The following is a 16,521-nucleotide window of genomic DNA, read 5'->3' as shown; positions in this document are numbered from 1 at the left end:
AAAGATGTCCTAAGATTAGCAAGCTCCCATGGATCAGGAGCGCTGCTTATCAAAGGACATCTTTTTTTAATGACGTTATTCATCACTTGAAAACATATATTTTTTATAATGGTATCGAATGGAGAAAATTAGCCCGATTGCTAGCATATTTCCAAGCAAAGAACTTCCTCCGTAGCTGATGAACGGCAAAGGAATACCTGTGATTGGCAAAACACCAACAGTCATCCCGATATTTTGGAACACGTGGAATGTCACCATGCTGATAACCCCAACACATATGCATGTATAAAAGGAATTTTTTGTTTCAAGTGCAACCTTCGTAATATGGTAAATGAGCAGGAAAAACAAGCTGATGATAATGCTTGCGCCAATAAAGCCAAATTCTTCTCCGACTACACTAAAGATAAAATCAGTGTGGTTTTCGGGAAGTACTACTTCATTTGTACCTATTCCCTTTCCTGTTGTTTGACCTGATCCGATCGCAAGCAAGGATTGGGTTAAATGATAACCTGTTGAACTTTGGTAGTTATAAGGATCAATCCAAGAGTATATCCGTCCAAACTGATACTCCTTCACTCCTAAGTATTTCTCCAGCCACTCAGGATGCCATATAACCATATATAAAATCGATGTAGCAAGCGTTACTCCGCCAATAAAAATGGGAGCTATTATCTTCCATGTGATGCCTGAAATGAAAATCATCCCAACCATAATAGCAATAAGTACAAGAGACGTACCTAAATCCGGCTGCTGCATGACGAGCAGCAATGGAGCAAACGTAATACCACCTATTTTCAACAGCAATAAGAAATCCGTCTGCAAAGTTTTTACCAGATGCTTTTCCTGATGGTCTACAATAACTTTCGATAAAATCAGGATTAAAAATACTTTAACAAACTCTGATGGCTGCAAGGAAAAGCCCGGAAGCGTGAACCAGCTTTTTGCTCCGTTTATTTCACGGGCAATACTGCTTGGCGCAACAATCAGCAGCAATAATAAGACAATTCCAATGCCATACAAATACCAGGATAGTTTCTTAAGCTGATCAGAATCCAGCTGCATAATCCCAGCGATAATTCCAGTTCCAATAACATAAAAGACAACCTGTTTAATTACAAAACTTGAATCAGCACTGTATATGGCAATAAGACTTGCCAAGCTTAACAACATTAATATAAGTACAAGTGTAAAATCTATTTTTGAAGTATTTCTGTTTGGGGTCATATTTCATTACTCCTCGAATATGTGAAACTTTAAGGTTTTAAAATGTCAAAAAAACAAGATAAGCTCATTAATAGTTTGTACAATTCTTCATTATATTTGTAATTGCAGCAAATAACAACTTTCGACAAGCATTTAATCAAAATTTAATGTTTGTTACCCCAAAAAATCTTTCCAATAAAAAAAGAAGCTTAGAAAAAGCTTCTTACAGAGGCTGTTGGCAAACACCTTTAAAGTAGTAGATATCTCGCTTATGAGCAACAGAAATCACTCGCTGCTTGTGTGAGACCCAGTCTCACTAATTGAAGTAGAAGTTACCCCAATTAAACTAACTGCTCCTTTTCACCAACAAATAAATAAAGAGAGTTACTTACGATATATTTGCGTCACTTCCACTAATTCATCTGCAATTTTTGCAAGTGATTGAGTGGACACTGTAATTTCTTCAATTGCAGCCAGCTGTTCTTGTGATGATGCGGATACATTCATGGAGTTTTGGCTGTTTTCTTTGGCAATGCTAGTAACTTGATCGACAGAACCTGCGACTTCGACAATGCTGGCATTGATGTTTTTCGCTGCATCAAGGATATTTTCCATCTGTGCGCTCATATTCTCCATGCTGCTTGAAATCATATTGAATTTTTCCTTCGTGTTGTTGGTAATATTGATTCCGTCTTTAACTTCATCTGTCACTCTTCTCATTGTTTTCACAGATGTGAGAGTATCTTTTTGAATTTCATTAACTAATACAGCAATTTGTTTAGCTGACTGATTTGATTGTTCTGCAAGCTTTCTGACCTCTTCTGCAACAACGGCAAAGCCTTTTCCAGCTTCTCCTGCTCTTGCTGCCTCAATAGCAGCATTAAGAGCAAGCAAATTTGTCTGATCAGCAATTTCTGTGATGACCTTCAAGAATTGGCCAATTTCTTGGGAACGTTCCTGCAGAAGTTCAATGGTTGTGTTCGACTCTTTCACTGAATTTTGTATTAAACTCATTTGCTGAACGGTGCTATCCACAACGGCTTGTCCTTCTTTAGCCCCCTGCACTGTTTCATTAGTAGATGTAACCATCGCTTCTGTGTTTTTTGCGATATCTCTTATTTCATTGTTAACAACAGCGACAGCGTCTGCTACACTCTCCATTCCCCTTGTCTGTTCCTCTGATCCAACTGCAACACTTTGAATCGCTGCAGAAATTTGTTCCGATACATGGCTTGTTTCAACTGCATTAGCAGTCAATATTTCTGCAGAGGAATTAACCATGTCTGCTGTTTCATTTACCTTATCAACCATTGCCTTAATAGAGTCCTTCATTAAGACAAATTCATCTGTAAGCTGGCCGATTTCATCATTAGATTTTTTTTGCAGAGTATTATCAAGATGTCCTTGGCGTATTTCCTTAGTCGCAGCAAGCAAACTTTTAATAGGCTTAATAATAATTCTCCGCGTAAAGAAAGAAGCAATTAACGTAGTGAATACTAAGTTAATAATTGTATTAATAATCATGCCTAATTCTGGCGCAAAGATTCCTGCCTCTCTAAGCATTTCATTTAATTGTATGGAAATAGGCGTGCTTATTATTGTAGCCAACACTATAATGAAAGCTATTTTTGTTCGTAAACTATGAAACAAATTTTTCTTTTTCATATACAACCGCCCTAACTATTTGTTTTTATAGGATATTATACCTAATTATTTTAGGTAAATATAGCACGAAATCAGTATAACAGTCATCCTTTTTGCTTTTCCTTTGAAATAATTCAAAACTTTTATACTATAACCTATAAAAAAAGGACCATTATGTGCATTGCACATAATGGTCAAAAGTGAGAGGAGGTTATGGGGTTACGGTATAAAGAAAAGCGCTGTATTTCTTTCGGAAAAGATGATACAAGCTATTCTTTATACTTATTAGATATGCTTTTTCTGACGAAAAGTGAGGGCTTATCCCCTTTTCAGCTGAAAAAGGGCAAGCATCTTACCTTTTCCTTTATAAGGTTTGTCCTGTCTCCGCTTCTAAACATACAAGTCAAGCCATATATTATACAGATTGTATTTACTTAGGGAGCTGTATGTAAGGAGGTTACTCTTTGGAAAAACTAAAAAGACTCACTAGTGTTCAATATTGCATGCTTTGGACATTTATCAGCACGCTGATCTTCTATGCTGCAACAGATATCTCCGTGTACACGGTCGCTGCACTAATTGCAGGAATTGTACTTTCCTTCATCAACCTGCTGGAAGATGAGGTCATCCATCAAAAAATACGTGGAGATTAATTTTTTTTAATTTCATGTATAAAAACAAAAAAAAGGGACCACAATGTTATTACAAAGTGTAATTCCCCCTTTTGTTAAAGAGGTATTAGGCCATCATCCCCCCTAAGGATTTTTTAGCCGAATACCTCTTTTTTTTTATTGCAGCAACTGCAGAAATTTTTTCGTCCTTGCTTCCTTAGGAGCAGAGAAAAACTCCTCTGGAGTTCCTTTTTCCACAATATAACCGCCGTCCATAAACAGGACTTCGTCTGCTGCTTCTCTGGCAAATTTCATTTCATGTGTGACGACAATCATCGTCATCCCTTCTTTGGCAAGATCCTTCATTACCTTTAAAACCTCACCGACAAGCTCTGGGTCAAGTGCTGATGTTGGCTCGTCAAAGAGCATTACTTCCGGCTCCATTGCCAGCGCTCTTGCGATGCCTACACGCTGCTGCTGTCCTCCAGACAGCTGAAATGGATAAAAATCAAGCTTATCAGCCAAGCCAACTTTTGCAAGAAGCAGTTCCGCTTTCTTCCTTGCTTTTTCTTTGTCTTCTTTTTTGACGATAACAGGTCCTTCCATCACATTTTGCAATGCAGTCTTATGCGGGAATAAGTTATAGCCTTGAAAGACCATGCCTGTTAATTTTCGAAACTCTGTCACTTCTCTTTTGGAAACCTTTTGAGAAAAATCGATGCTTTTATTACTGATGCCAATCGTTCCTCCTGAAGGTGTTTCAAGCAAATTTAAACAGCGAAGCATTGTCGTTTTCCCTGAACCTGATGGTCCGATTACAACAATTACTTTCCCTTTATCAACATCCAAGTTGATATCCTTCAAAACTTCCAGCTCTCCAAAGCTTTTGGACAAACCTTTAATGTTAATCATATGGCATCCTCCTTTCTGCGCAAAAGTGCGTGCCTATTTAAGTAAATGCCTGCTGAATCGATCTTCCAGCCTTTGCTGAACGATGGATAATGGGAAACATATCAACCAATAAAGCAGAGCTACTTCTGAATACAATAATAAAAACTCGTAGTTGGTGCTTGCAATCTCCTGTGCTTTCCGGAACATTTCTGTCACTAGAATTAGGGCAGCAAGCGATGTATCCTTCACCAAGCTGATGAAAGTATTAGATAACGGCGGCAGTGATACTCGTGCTGCTTGTGGAAGGATAACTCTTTTTAAATTTTGTGTATATGTCATCCCAATCGAGTAGCCTGCTTCCCATTGCCCTTTAGGAATGCTGGAAATGGAGGCACGGACAATTTCTGACGCATAAGCCCCGACATTCAAAGAAAAGCCGATAATTGCTGCCGGCACCGGATCGATTGTAAGGTGTTCAGTACTTATATTTGGAAGTCCGTAAAAAATGATAAACAGCTGTACTAATAATGGCGTCCCTCTAATGATGGAAACATATATACGTGCAATAATTTGAAAAATCTTTATGCTTGATAACCGTGCTAACGCGGTTACTACTGCGAGTATAAGACCGATGATGAATGACACAATGGCTAAAGGCAACGAATACAAAAAGGCCCCCTTCAGCAAAGGCAGAAGGGAACTTGTTGCTATATCCGTATATCGTTGGAGCTGCTCCGGATCTGTGAAGATATTATTTAAGAACATCTTCCCCGAACCATTTCTCAGATATTTTTGTGTATGTGCCATCATCGATCATATCTTGAAGTGCTTTATTGACTTCATCTACTAAAGAATCGCTGCCTTTTCTGAACATTAAGCCACTTTGTGCAACATCATCTGCTGTATCAGCAATCACGATATCTACATCAGGCTTTTGTTTTTTGTAATCTAAGAAGGATAGCTTATCATTAACTGTTGCATCAACACGGTTAGAGTTTAGCAATTCAACCGCTTGGTTAAAGCCATCAATACCGACAAGTTCAGCACCGTATGACTCTGCTGTTTTCGCATAGTTGCTTGTTAAGGACTGAGCTGATTTCTTCCCTTTAAGATCCTCAAAACTCTTAATGTCTGAATCAGACTTTGTAACTAAAACAGCAGTTGAAGAAATATATGGATCAGAGAATAGGTATTTTTCTTTTCTCTCATCATTAATCCCAACTTGGTTTGCAATCATATCAAAGCGTTTTGCATCAAGACCTGCAAAGATTGCATCCCATTGTGTTTCTTTAAATTCTACGTCGACACCAAGACGCTTGCCCACTTCTTTGGCAATCTCCACGTCAAATCCAGTTAAGTCGCCTGTTTTTTCATCATGAAAAGTAAACGGAGCATATGTACCTTCTGTACCAACGACAAGCTTTCCATCACTTTTCACTTTTTCAAGAAGATCCTCACTGCTGCTGTCAGCATTTGAATCTTCTTTTTCTGCATTGCTGCCACATGCAGCCAATGCTATAGTTAAACTTAATAATAAGCATAGCAGTAAACTAAATTTCTTCATGCAAAAATCCTCCTAATTCCGATATGTCTTGTCAGACAAAAGCTATCATATTATATCGTGAAGTTATTTGTCAAAACATATTTACTTTCAACTATATTTTCACCAAAAGTCTGCTTGTTAACCGCATTTTTATAAAAGAGAGCAAAAAAATAACCATCATTTGATGGCTAGGAAATATGAATAAGTGCAAAAGAAAAATGAAAATAACTTAAAAGGAAGAGATAGGCTGCAAATGAAAATAATGTTGCAGTTTCCCTTCATATATATGCTCCATTTTATAATCATCAAGCAAGTCATACGGCGTTACTAATGATGGGTGCTTATTCCAATACAAAGCTCCGCTTTCATGAAGAACGGAAGCAACAAACTGTGAGCAAAAATACGCGTTTTTACGCGGAAAAGGAATGTTTAACATAATAAAGAATAAACCGAGCAAATTGTAGCGGTAACAATGCTTTTCTTTTTCAATCTGCTGAATAATCTCCTTCATCTTATCAAGCTGCTCTTTTGTGACGCGAATGCTGTAAATCGCGCAACACGCATTTCTAAAGAAGTCATCCCTTATATCTTCTCTGACAAATCCGCCTATAAACGGATTATTCGGCTTCTTTCGTCCAAAGCTGTAAACCTCAATCAACTGGGAGTCAAAAGAAATAGAGGCATGGTTATGCGGTTTTTTTGTAAAAAGCTTAATGCACCGTGTAAACAAGGTGCCAGTATCACTTAGTATTAAATAAACAATATGCTCATCCATTCTTTACCTCCACCAAAAAACCGTTTTATTGTATAACGACTAACATATGCAAAAAGTTTCCATTTATTGAAAAAATGGTTCATTTATATCAATAGGAATATATCCATTAAATGAAGCATTTTCCTATCTTTATCATATATACTAACAGCTTTTTGGTGAACAATCTTTAGTATTATCTTTGCTCGGACTAAAGTCTTAGAGTGGGATTAACACAAAAAAAGAGCGGACAGTTCTCCGCTCTTTTTCTTGCTGACATTAAGCAGTCGCTTCTGAAAATTGACTGTAATACAAATCTGCATAAAAACCTTTTTGCTGAAGTAATTCTTCATGATTGCCCTGTTCAATCACTTGCCCGTGTTTCATGACAAGGATGATGTCTGCATCCTTAATTGTTGAAAGCCTGTGTGCAATGACGAAGCTGGTTCGATTTTTCATCAGCTCTGCCATTGCCTCTTGAATTTGTGCTTCCGTTCGAGTGTCAACACTGCTCGTTGCCTCATCTAGAATCAGCAGGCTTGGGTTTGCCAGCAGTGCCCTTGCAATTGTAAGCAGCTGCTTTTGTCCCCCGGAAATATTCGAACCATCTTCATTAATGACTGTGTCATAGCCTTCAGGCAATGTGCGGATGAAATGCTCGGCATTTGCAAGCATTGCAGCTCTTGTTATTTCCTCATCTGTCGCACCTTGCTTACCATACGCTATATTGTCGCGAATCGTCCCTTTAAACAGCCATGTGTCTTGCAAAACCATGCCAAACATACTTCGTAAAGCTCCTCGATCCATTGTTGAGATATCAACACCATCAATCTTAATAACCCCGCTGTCAATATCATAAAATCTCATCAGCAAGTTAATCAATGTAGTTTTTCCAGCACCTGTCGGACCAACAATTGCCACTTTCTGACCCGGTTTAATTTGAATCGTTAAATCTTTAATAAGCTCCTCATCTTCTTTATAGCTGAAGTAAACTGCATCGAAGTCTACTGCGCCCTGCGGCTGCTCTATATCCTTCACTCTGCTGGTATCTTTCGGCTCCTCTTCTTCATCGAGCAGCTCAAACACCCTCTCAGCAGAAGCAATCGTCGATTGAATGATATTTGAAATATTAGAAAGCTGCTGAATCGGCTGTGAAAATTGTCTTGCATATTGAATAAATGCTTGCACGTCCCCGACAGTAATTCTGCCTGCCGAAACAAAAATCGCCCCGATAACAACAACAAATACATAGCCTAAATTATTGATGAATTGCATCAATGGCATAATAAGCCCAGAAATAAACTGAGATCTCCAGCTGGATTCATACAGCCTGTCATTAATGCTGTCGAATTCCTCCATCGCTTTTTCCTCATGGCCGAATGCCTTAACAATCTGATGCCCGGTAAACATCTCCTCGATATGCCCATTTAACGCACCGAGTGTTGCTTGCTGGCTCCGAAATTGCACTTGTGAGCGCTTAGCGATTTTTACTGTCGCTAGTATGCTTAAGGGAATAGTTAAAAAGCATACAATGGCAAGAACAGGACTAATCGTAAGCATCATAATAATAACACCGACAAATGTAATGACAGATGTAATCAATTGAGTGACACTTTGCTGCAGCGTATTATTAATATTATCAATATCATTAATGGCTCGGCTCAATGTTTCACCATGTGGTGTTCTGTCAAAATATTTAAGCGGAAGTCTTTCCAGCTTTTCGTGCACCTCTTGGCGAAGCTGGAAGATTGTCTTTTGCGAAATATTAACCATAATGATCTGCTGTATATACATAAACAACGCACTTATAATATATAAAAGAATAAGCCAGACAAGGACCTGTCCGATTGCAGCAAAATCTATTTCTGCCCCTGGCACACCGTTCATTTTATTCATCAGCCCATTAAAAAGCGTATCAATTGCTTCAGCTAATATTTTCGGGCTGAAAATGGAAAAAACAGTGCTTAGGATCGCAGCGGCAATCACAAATAAAAGCTGGATTTTATAGGTACCAAGATAACGAGCAAGCCGTTTTAGCGTCCCTTTTGCATCCTTAGCTTTTTGAACAGGCATTCTTGGGCCACCATGTCCTCTTGAGGGAATAGGTGAAGGATGCTTGCTTTGATTATTATGTCCACTCATACTGTCTCCTCCACTACACCTTGTGACTTCACGATTTCTTGATACACACTGCAGCTTGCCAGTAATTGCTCATGTGTGCCAATCCCTGCAATCTTTCCTTCGTCTAAGACGATAATAGTATCTGCATCTTTAATGGTGCTGACCCTTTGTGCAACGATTACAACATTTGCATCCGTAATTTCCTTATTCAACGCTTTTCTTAAATTAGCATCTGTTCGATAATCAAGGGCGGAAAAGCTGTCATCAAACAAGTAAATGCGCGGCTTTCTTACAAGTGCTCTCGCAATGGACAGACGCTGCTTTTGTCCGCCTGAAAGATTTGCGCCTCCTTGTGAAAGTTCTGAATAGATGCCCTTCTCCAGCTCATCGACAAACTCCTTCGATTGGGAAATCTCCAAAGCTTTCCGTATTTCTGCCTCTGTAGCATCTTCCTTTCCAAATCGGATATTATCGGCAATTGTCCCTGTAAAAAGGACAGCTTTTTGCGGCACATAACCGATTAGCTGGCGCAGATCGCCTTGAGCATACTCCTTTATATTCATTCCATCTACAAGTATTTCACCTTTATTCACATCGTAAAATCTTGCTATTAAATGAAGGATTGTGGATTTCCCTGAGCCTGTCCCGCCAATAATGGCAGTTGTCGTTCCAGGTCTCATTTGAAACGAAAGATGCTCAAGCACTGGCTTTTCTGCCAAGGGATAAGAGAAACTCACATTCCGAAATTCTACATCTCCTCTGCGTAGCATTTGACTGTTTGTTTCGTTATCCTTCATTACTGGCGAAATTTCAAGTACCTCATTGATACGCTCTGCAGAAGCAGAAGCACGAGGCATCATTACAAATATCATGCTGACCATCATAAGAGAAAACATAATTTGCATTCCATATTGGACAAACGCCATGATGTCACCGACCTGCATATTTCCTTGGTCTACCTGAATAGAACCGAACCAAATAATAGCAACTGTAGATAAATTAAGAACAATCATCATAATCGGCATGGTAATCGCCATAATTTTATTGACCTTTAAAGCAGTAGTGGTCAAATCTTCGTTAGCATGACGAAAACGTTTCTGTTCAAACTCCTCTTTATTAAAGGAGCGAATTACACGAACACCAGTCAAATTTTCTCGAAGCACACCATTAAGGTTATCAAGCTTGTTTTGCATCACCTTAAATAATGGGATGCCCTTTTTTATAACAAGATAGATAGTAAGTGCGAGTACCGGGATGGCCACTAGGAATATCAAGGACAGCTTCGCATTTTTTGATATTGCCATTACAATCCCGCCGATACACATCATTGGCGCTAACACAACCATTCTTAATATCATCATTGTTACTTGCTGCACTTGACTTACGTCGTTTGTTGTTCTGTTGATTAGCGAGGAAATTCCTACTTGATTTGCTTCCTCTATTCCGAAGCTCTCTACCTTATAAAACATCTTTCTTCTTAAGTCCTTTGCAAAAGATGATCCAACTTTAGAGGAGTAATAGCTTGAAAAACAAGCACATACCGTGCCAAAGGCAGCGACTGCAATCATCAATCCACCTAGTTGCAGCATTAGAGGGCGGTTGTCCTTTACAATTCCATTATCGACTATATCAGCCATAATTGTCGGCAAAAACAGTTCTGCCAGTACTCTGAACAGTGTTAATAACAGTACGATCGCAACCCCTATCTTATACGGTTTTAATCCTAGCAGCAGCTTCTTCATCCATTTCCCTCCAATCTTCCTTCATTGTTGCTATAATCTCTCGACAGCTTCACTGTATACCTCATTTAGCAACTCAATAAACTTATTATTAACTGCTATATCTCTTGCTCTTTTCATACATTTACTTTGTACTATCATTTCCTTTATCTTATAAAGAAAACCTTTCAACCTGTCTGTTCCTATTTATAAACAAAGCGACAATTCTTCCTTTCATTAGGCAGGCTAACTAATTATAGGAAAGGGTATTTTTGATGTCAATTAATATAGAAGAACAGCAATCTTGCACAAAAAAACCCGCTTTGCCGGCGGGTTTTTGTCTTACACTTTAAATTTATTAACAATAACAAGCAGCTCTTCTGCCATTTTTGTCAAAGCTTTAGCAGAGGAATTAATTTCTTCCATGCTGGCAAGCTGCTCTTCTGAAGCGGCTGCCACCTCTTGGGCACCTGCTGCATTGCCAAGTGCAATTGTGGCAATATCATTGGCTGAGGAGGAAACCTCTTGTAGGCCTGCAGACATTTGCTGTGCAGCCCCAGATACGTCTTCCATTTCCGGACCCATTTCTTTTGTGCTTTGTATAATTTGGGCAAACTTGTCAGATGTAGCTTCTGAGATGGATAAACCTGCTTCAGCATTTTTTGATACTTCTCCCATGATGACAACCGATTGATCTGTATCTTTTTGAATGTCAGCAATAAGGGCAGAAATAAGCTTAGCAGACTCCTGCGATTGTTCTGCAAGCTTGCGAACTTCATTGGCAACAACGGAGAAACCTTTGCCGTGCTCTCCGGCTCTTGCTGATTCAATGGCCGCATTTAAAGCCAGTAAATTAGTTTGATCAGCAATGGAGCCAATAACTTGAATGATTTTGCCGATTTCCTTGGAGCGGTTATTTAATTCCTCAATCACTTTATTTGATTGCTTAATAGACTGGTGAATAAACTGCATTTGTTTCAAGTTTTTCTCAACAAATGCTCCGCCTTCTTCAGCCAAATGATGTGCATCCTTGGAAAGAGCTGCGACAGCAGTTGATTTATCTGCAATCTTCATTACATCTTGAAGAACTTCCTCTAACGAAGTAGAGTTTTGCCCAATACTTGTCGTAATGTTCTCTGCATCATGAGCAATTTGCTGCACAGATGTAGTCACCTGATTAGAAGCAGCTGTCGTTTGACCAGCACTTGCCACCAATTGTTCAGAAGAGGCAGTCACCTGCTCCATCGAATGATTCAGACTTGTAACAACATCTCGCAAGTGACTCTGCATGCTTGTAAAGCCTTTGGCAAGCAAACCAATTTCGTCCTTTGCTTTAATCGAAATATCTTCTGTTAAATCACCGGCGGAAATTCGTTCTGCACTTTTAGCCAACAGCTTCAATGGCATAATAATAGAGCGGATAATATAGAAAATAAGTGCGCCGCCAATTATAATTGCCGCAATCAGCACAATCGTTGTTGTTGAAAAAATAGTCGAAGACGCCTTTCCTATCTCCGATTGATCCATAACGCCAGCAATCTTCCAGCCTGTTTTTTCATCAGACTCATAAATTGCTAACCTCTCCTGCTGTTCGTCAGTAAAGGCCACTTCGCCTTCCTTCTCTTTATACATTTCCTGAATCCACTGTGAATTATCCTTTGCACCAGTATTTGAATTAGGATGATAAATATAGTTTCCTTGTGCATCCAGGAGCAGCATATATCCTTGTTCACCGATTTTCGAGCCTCTGATCATATCCTTTAAAGAACTGATCTTTAAATCGATTGCAATGGCACCTTTTTTGTCATACGTGACCTTAGAGAACGTAACAATCGAATTCCCTGTTCGCTCATCCTCCCTCGGCTGGAGCATCACAACATTCCCGTCTGAATTAACAGCTTCCTTATACCAGGTTTGATCGAGAAAATCTATTCCATCTGGCACTTCCTGATTTGCATTTATGTATACCTCGCCATCTTCCCTAACATAGTAAACATTAAGAACATCTTGGTTCTGTCCTAAGTATTGGGTGAATATTCTTCTTATTTCATTTCTGTCTCCGTCGAGCATTGAATCATCAATTGCATTCGCCATAAAGGTTGCATCCTGCTCTTTCTTAGTTGTTATAGATGCAATTTCATTATGAATAAACTTGACACTTTCATGTGAGGAAACAATTAGATTTTGTTCAATTTTATCTTTTGCTATTACATAGGAAACAATGGAAATAATTAAGCTGGGAACTAGGAGAATAGTGAGAAAGGAGAATATAAGCTTTTTTCGTATAGATACGAACTTAGTCTTTGTCTTTCTATTTTTCCCCAGTCTTGCAAACACAGTATTAATTCCTTTTTTCCAGTTTCGTATGCTAGCTGTTACTTTAGTGCCACCTTCTTTCTTTTTGAAAAATTTAGACTTTTTGCTTTTCATGAATACTACTCCTTTTGGGCTATTTATGAAAATATTCATATAAATCAAATTACCTATTCATTATAGCAAAAAACTAAATTTTTCTGAATAAATTATTTATAAAAAATATTCTTTTTAGTCGTTTATTGTCACTTTATGTTGTATTTCTCCTTTTCGTAAGTAGCTTTTAATATTTCCTAGCACCATATCTCCTATTCTCGCTGAACATTCCTCTGTAGCCCCGCCTATATGACTAGAACAGATAACATTATCAAGCTCAACTAATTCAAGCACAGGCGGTTCCTTGCTAAAAACATCTAATGCAGCTCCTTTTATCTTGTTAGCTTTTAAACAGGCGATAAGCGCCTTTTCATCGATTAAATCTCCTCTAGCAATATTGATTAAATAAGCAGAGCTTTTCATTAAGGAAAGTCTCGTTTCATTTATTAAATGATAAGTTGATTTTTTTAGACTAGTGCTGATTACTACATAATCAGATGTGGCTAGCAGTTCTTCCAGACTGACAAATTGCACACCAAGCCTTTGTGCTTCTTTTTCATCTTGGTAATTTGCAAATGTGACTATATCCATATCGAAACCTGTTGCCCGCTTGGCAACTTTTTTGCCAATTTCTCCAAATCCAATGATTCCAAGCCGCTTTCCTTCAATTTCATTGCCCATATGCAGCAGCCAATTGCCGTTTTTAACTATTTCATTTGATTTTGTTAAATTCCTTGAAACAGACAGCATCAAACCTATTGCAAGGTCTGCAACAGAAGATGCATTTTGGCCGGGAGTATTTGTAACCATAATGTCTCGTTCTGATGCAGCAGCCAAGTCAATATTATCAACACCAGTCCCAAACTTGGAAATATATTTGAGATTTGGAGCATTTGCTATCGTGTCTCGATCAATCCGCTCTACCCCAGTCACAATAATTTCTGCATCATGCAGGTAATCTGTTATACTTTCCTTTTTTGTTGTAATACTTGTTACCGAAACACCAAGCTTGCCTAATTCCTCCTCGAGCTTTCGCTTCTCTTTCGTAAAACCCTCACTTAAAGACAGTAAAATATTTGTCATGATTCTTCCCCCCATTAAATAACTGCTCACATAATAGTTGTATTATACAAAATCTTCTAACTAATTTCACATTCAATGGAATAATTTCTAACATAAAAAACCAGCTCTTTATTAGAAGAGCTGGTTTTTATGAGGATTAGTAAAAAATTTTTCGGCAATATTGCTGTAGCCTCCAATGTTAGGCAATGCTCCTGGTTCCTTGGCAATTAATGCACCCATTATGTTCCCATTGCAGGCATATTCAGCAGCCTTTTGAATGTTGGCAGGAAAACCATCTGTATAAATACTGTATAACACTGCCCCCATAAAGGCATCTCCTGCCCCTGTCGTATCAACTGCCTGTACTGCTTTGCTCTTAACATGCTGCACTTGCCCTTGAAAAACAGCATATGACCCGGCTTTTCCTGCTGTCACAAATAAAAGGGGAATATTCATTTCTTTTACTCTACTCAATGCCGCATCAAGACTTTCTTCCTCTAGTAAGAAAAGAAGCTCTTCCTCTGAAAACTTAACAATGTCAGCAATCGGCAGTAAAGATAGAATAGTGCTTCGGCAATGCTCTTCGCTCTCCCATCTTTTCAAGCGGATATTGGCATCAAAGCTAATGTAAACACCATTGTTTTTTGCTGTCATAATTGCTTTTACTGTTGCCTCCTTTGCCGCTTCATGAAATAAGGTTCCCGAGCCAAAATAGAACAGCAATTTATTCAAGAAGGCTTCCTCTTTAATATCATCAACTGACAGGACATCATCAGGTGTCTTATTTTCATAGGAGTGGAAATGCCTGTCCCCATTTTGATCTAAATGAATGTAGACACTTGGAAGCAGCTTTCCTTTCGACAGCACACTATAATCAAGCTTAATATTTTCCTTAGCCAATTGTTCCTGTACAAACTGGCTATCTTGTTCATTTCCGAGCTTTGTCACATAAAAGCTTGGAATACCGAATCTGCTTAAATGGACTGCCAGGTTCACAGAAGCTCCTCCAAGCCGCTTTTCATAATTGTCATTGTTCTCATTAATAGACAAATAATCTATAAAAGCATCACCGATAGCAATTGCCCCTTGATGTACTATTCTCATCTTCTTATTCCTCTCTATCTGTTCATATTCTCCTATTTTATTGTAAAAACCAAATAATGTGAAACCCTTTTGGTTTTTTTCCCGTTAATATATTGGTGGACTTAGTTTAGTTCCTATGGCTTATGGAAAAGAGGGTAGATGCCTATAGAAATGGGAGTTTTTCTTTTCAAATAAATTTGTTATGATAGATAGGACATGCGCATAAAATCAATAGATTATTAATTACATATAAAGCATTAGGAGTGGATAGTTTGGACGTTTTATGGGAAATAGTTGTCGCCATCATCTTAGGGATTGTGGAAGGACTAACAGAATTTGCACCTGTTTCCTCAACAGGTCATATGATCATCGTGGATGATTTGCTGCTTAAATCTGGAGAATTGTTTAACCCTCAGGTTGCCAATACTTTCAAGGTGGTTATTCAATTAGGGTCTATTTTAGCTGTTGTCATTCTTTTCTGGGGTCGTTTTATGAATTTACTTGGCCTGAAAAAAGATATTAACGGCAAAAAAATCGAAGGACCTAAATTAAGTCTTGTACAAATTATTATCGGTTTACTGCCTGCTGCAGTTCTTGGCTTCCTTTTTGAAGACTATATCGATTCGAAGCTCTTTGGCATTCGCACAGTCGTTTACGCATTGATTGCTGGAGCTGTTTTAATGATTATTGCTGATTATGTACAAAAAAAGAAAAAAATCACAGCAGAAACTGTCGATCAAATCACTAATAAACAGGCATTCTTCATCGGCTTGTTCCAGTGTATCGCTTTATGGCCTGGTTTTTCCCGCTCTGGATCTACTATATCAGGGGGAGTGCTGATGGGCTTAAGCCACCGCGCTGCAGCAGACTTCACCTTCATCATGGCAGTTCCAATCATGGCAGGAGCAAGCTTTTTATCACTATTGAAGAACTGGGAATACATAACTGGAGATGTTCTGCCGTTTTTCATCGCAGGCTTTATCAGCGCATTTATATTCGCATTGATTTCCATTAGATTCTTCTTAAAATTAATAAACAGAGTTAAATTGGTGCCATTTGCCATTTACCGCATCCTTATAGCGGTTATCATCATTCTTGTATTCTTCTAAAAGAGAAAGCTTTTAAGCTTTCTCTTTTTTCATATAAAAACCAATCAGTATAAAAGAACTAATTTCCTTCATTTTATGGAATACTGGCAGGAAAATACTTTTTATTTCTCCCTTATTTTGTTAACATGCAAAAAGTAAGTTCAAATCCAAGGAGCCTGCCAAAAATGCCAAACATTTCGAAGGAAACGGAAGACATCAAGGAATTGCTGCGAATGATAGACCATTTAAGGGATGAGTTGGTCCAAATTGCTTCAAGCGAAGGCTTTTCAAGTCCAAATACAATCAGGACAAGCCAGCTGCTTGATTCCTATCTAGTTAAGTACCAACGAATTTGCAAAAAAAAGAAAGATTAACTACAAAAAAACAAGTGCAATAA

Annotated in this window: 14 protein-coding genes; 3 read left to right on the top strand and 11 right to left on the bottom strand. The window is 38.4% G+C overall.

Annotated features, from left to right (window positions below):
- Positions 1–75: 75 nt before the first annotated feature.
- A complete protein-coding gene (locus ACLIJJ_RS19820) occupies positions 76–1,224 on the bottom strand; it encodes an FtsW/RodA/SpoVE family cell cycle protein (protein ID WP_233316517.1) in 1,149 nt (382 codons plus the stop codon).
- A gap of 363 nt (positions 1,225–1,587) precedes the next feature.
- Positions 1,588–2,868 (bottom strand): methyl-accepting chemotaxis protein, encoded by a 1,281-nt coding sequence (locus ACLIJJ_RS19815; protein ID WP_233316518.1) that lies wholly within the window; start codon positions 2,866–2,868, stop codon positions 1,588–1,590.
- A gap of 443 nt (positions 2,869–3,311) precedes the next feature.
- Here ACLIJJ_RS19815 and ACLIJJ_RS19810 point away from each other — a divergent pair, with 443 nt between their 5' ends.
- A complete protein-coding gene (locus tag ACLIJJ_RS19810; RefSeq protein ID WP_233316519.1) occupies positions 3,312–3,500 on the top strand; it encodes a hypothetical protein in 189 nt (62 codons plus the stop codon).
- Between the two features lie 135 nt (positions 3,501–3,635).
- Here ACLIJJ_RS19810 and ACLIJJ_RS19805 read toward each other — a convergent pair whose 3' ends face one another.
- The 9 genes from ACLIJJ_RS19805 to ACLIJJ_RS19765 form a co-directional block, all read right to left on the bottom strand.
- Positions 3,636–4,370, bottom strand: coding sequence for an amino acid ABC transporter ATP-binding protein (locus ACLIJJ_RS19805; RefSeq protein ID WP_233316520.1), 735 nt, complete (start codon positions 4,368–4,370; stop codon positions 3,636–3,638).
- 33 nt (positions 4,371–4,403) lie between these two features.
- A complete protein-coding gene (locus tag ACLIJJ_RS19800) occupies positions 4,404–5,114 on the bottom strand; it encodes an amino acid ABC transporter permease (RefSeq protein WP_233316521.1) in 711 nt (236 codons plus the stop codon).
- The gene (locus ACLIJJ_RS19795; protein ID WP_233316522.1) at positions 5,101–5,913 is read right to left on the bottom strand and encodes an amino acid ABC transporter substrate-binding protein; all 813 of its coding nucleotides are present in this window, start codon (positions 5,911–5,913) and stop codon (positions 5,101–5,103) included. The genes ACLIJJ_RS19800 and ACLIJJ_RS19795 overlap by 14 nt, the downstream gene beginning before the upstream one ends.
- Positions 5,914–6,121: 208 nt before the next feature.
- A complete protein-coding gene (locus ACLIJJ_RS19790; RefSeq protein ID WP_233316523.1) occupies positions 6,122–6,667 on the bottom strand; it encodes a hypothetical protein in 546 nt (181 codons plus the stop codon).
- 255 nt (positions 6,668–6,922) lie between these two features.
- Complete coding sequence (locus tag ACLIJJ_RS19785; RefSeq protein ID WP_411411504.1) at positions 6,923–8,785, bottom strand: ABC transporter ATP-binding protein; 1,863 nt, start codon at positions 8,783–8,785, stop codon at positions 6,923–6,925.
- Positions 8,782–10,506, bottom strand: coding sequence for an ABC transporter ATP-binding protein (locus ACLIJJ_RS19780; protein WP_237941856.1), 1,725 nt, complete (start codon positions 10,504–10,506; stop codon positions 8,782–8,784). Before ACLIJJ_RS19780 ends, ACLIJJ_RS19785 begins: the two co-directional genes overlap by 4 nt.
- A 318-nt stretch (positions 10,507–10,824) precedes the next feature.
- Positions 10,825–12,912 carry a methyl-accepting chemotaxis protein gene (locus tag ACLIJJ_RS19775; protein WP_341078401.1) on the bottom strand — a complete coding sequence of 696 codons (2,088 nt, stop codon included), beginning with the start codon at positions 12,910–12,912 and terminating at the stop codon, positions 10,825–10,827.
- A gap of 114 nt (positions 12,913–13,026) precedes the next feature.
- Entirely contained in the window at positions 13,027–13,974 is a 948-nt protein-coding gene (locus ACLIJJ_RS19770; protein ID WP_411411503.1) for a phosphoglycerate dehydrogenase, read from the bottom strand.
- 111 nt (positions 13,975–14,085) lie between these two features.
- Entirely contained in the window at positions 14,086–15,057 is a 972-nt protein-coding gene (locus ACLIJJ_RS19765) for a carbohydrate kinase family protein (protein WP_411411502.1), read from the bottom strand.
- Between the two features lie 251 nt (positions 15,058–15,308).
- Between ACLIJJ_RS19765 and ACLIJJ_RS19760 the strand changes: the two genes are divergently transcribed.
- Both ACLIJJ_RS19760 and ACLIJJ_RS19755 read left to right on the top strand, forming a co-directional pair.
- Complete coding sequence (locus ACLIJJ_RS19760) at positions 15,309–16,145, top strand: undecaprenyl-diphosphate phosphatase (protein WP_233316528.1); 837 nt, start codon at positions 15,309–15,311, stop codon at positions 16,143–16,145.
- 125 nt (positions 16,146–16,270) lie between these two features.
- Entirely contained in the window at positions 16,271–16,498 is a 228-nt protein-coding gene (locus ACLIJJ_RS19755; RefSeq protein WP_411411501.1) for a Spo0E family sporulation regulatory protein-aspartic acid phosphatase, read from the top strand.
- Positions 16,499–16,521 lie beyond the last annotated feature (23 nt).

Origin of the sequence: Niallia laureatilytica (genome assembly GCF_046613985.1) — a bacterium.
Taxonomy (GTDB): Bacteria; Bacillota; Bacilli; order Bacillales; family Cytobacillaceae; genus Niallia.
The sequence above is the reverse complement of the archived record's forward strand: the minus strand, read 5'-3'. Positions and strand labels throughout refer to the sequence as shown.

Excerpts from the sequence above, each read along its gene's own strand:
- ACLIJJ_RS19775 (WP_341078401.1), bottom strand. The coding sequence starts at position 12,912 with ATGAAAAGCAAAAAGTCTAAATTTTTCAAAAAGAAAGAAGGTGGCACT.
- ACLIJJ_RS19820 (WP_233316517.1), bottom strand. The coding sequence starts at position 1,224 with ATGACCCCAAACAGAAATACTTCAAAAATAGATTTTACACTTGTACTT.
- ACLIJJ_RS19765 (WP_411411502.1), bottom strand. The coding sequence starts at position 15,057 with ATGAGAATAGTACATCAAGGGGCAATTGCTATCGGTGATGCTTTTATA.
- ACLIJJ_RS19795 (WP_233316522.1), bottom strand. The coding sequence starts at position 5,913 with ATGAAGAAATTTAGTTTACTGCTATGCTTATTATTAAGTTTAACTATA.
- ACLIJJ_RS19770 (WP_411411503.1), bottom strand. The coding sequence starts at position 13,974 with ATGACAAATATTTTACTGTCTTTAAGTGAGGGTTTTACGAAAGAGAAG.
- ACLIJJ_RS19800 (WP_233316521.1), bottom strand. The coding sequence starts at position 5,114 with ATGTTCTTAAATAATATCTTCACAGATCCGGAGCAGCTCCAACGATAT.
- ACLIJJ_RS19805 (WP_233316520.1), bottom strand. The coding sequence starts at position 4,370 with ATGATTAACATTAAAGGTTTGTCCAAAAGCTTTGGAGAGCTGGAAGTT.
- ACLIJJ_RS19790 (WP_233316523.1), bottom strand. The coding sequence starts at position 6,667 with ATGGATGAGCATATTGTTTATTTAATACTAAGTGATACTGGCACCTTG.
- ACLIJJ_RS19780 (WP_237941856.1), bottom strand. The coding sequence starts at position 10,506 with ATGAAGAAGCTGCTGCTAGGATTAAAACCGTATAAGATAGGGGTTGCG.
- ACLIJJ_RS19815 (WP_233316518.1), bottom strand. The coding sequence starts at position 2,868 with ATGAAAAAGAAAAATTTGTTTCATAGTTTACGAACAAAAATAGCTTTC.
- ACLIJJ_RS19755 (WP_411411501.1), top strand. The coding sequence starts at position 16,271 with ATGCAAAAAGTAAGTTCAAATCCAAGGAGCCTGCCAAAAATGCCAAAC.
- ACLIJJ_RS19785 (WP_411411504.1), bottom strand. The coding sequence starts at position 8,785 with ATGAGTGGACATAATAATCAAAGCAAGCATCCTTCACCTATTCCCTCA.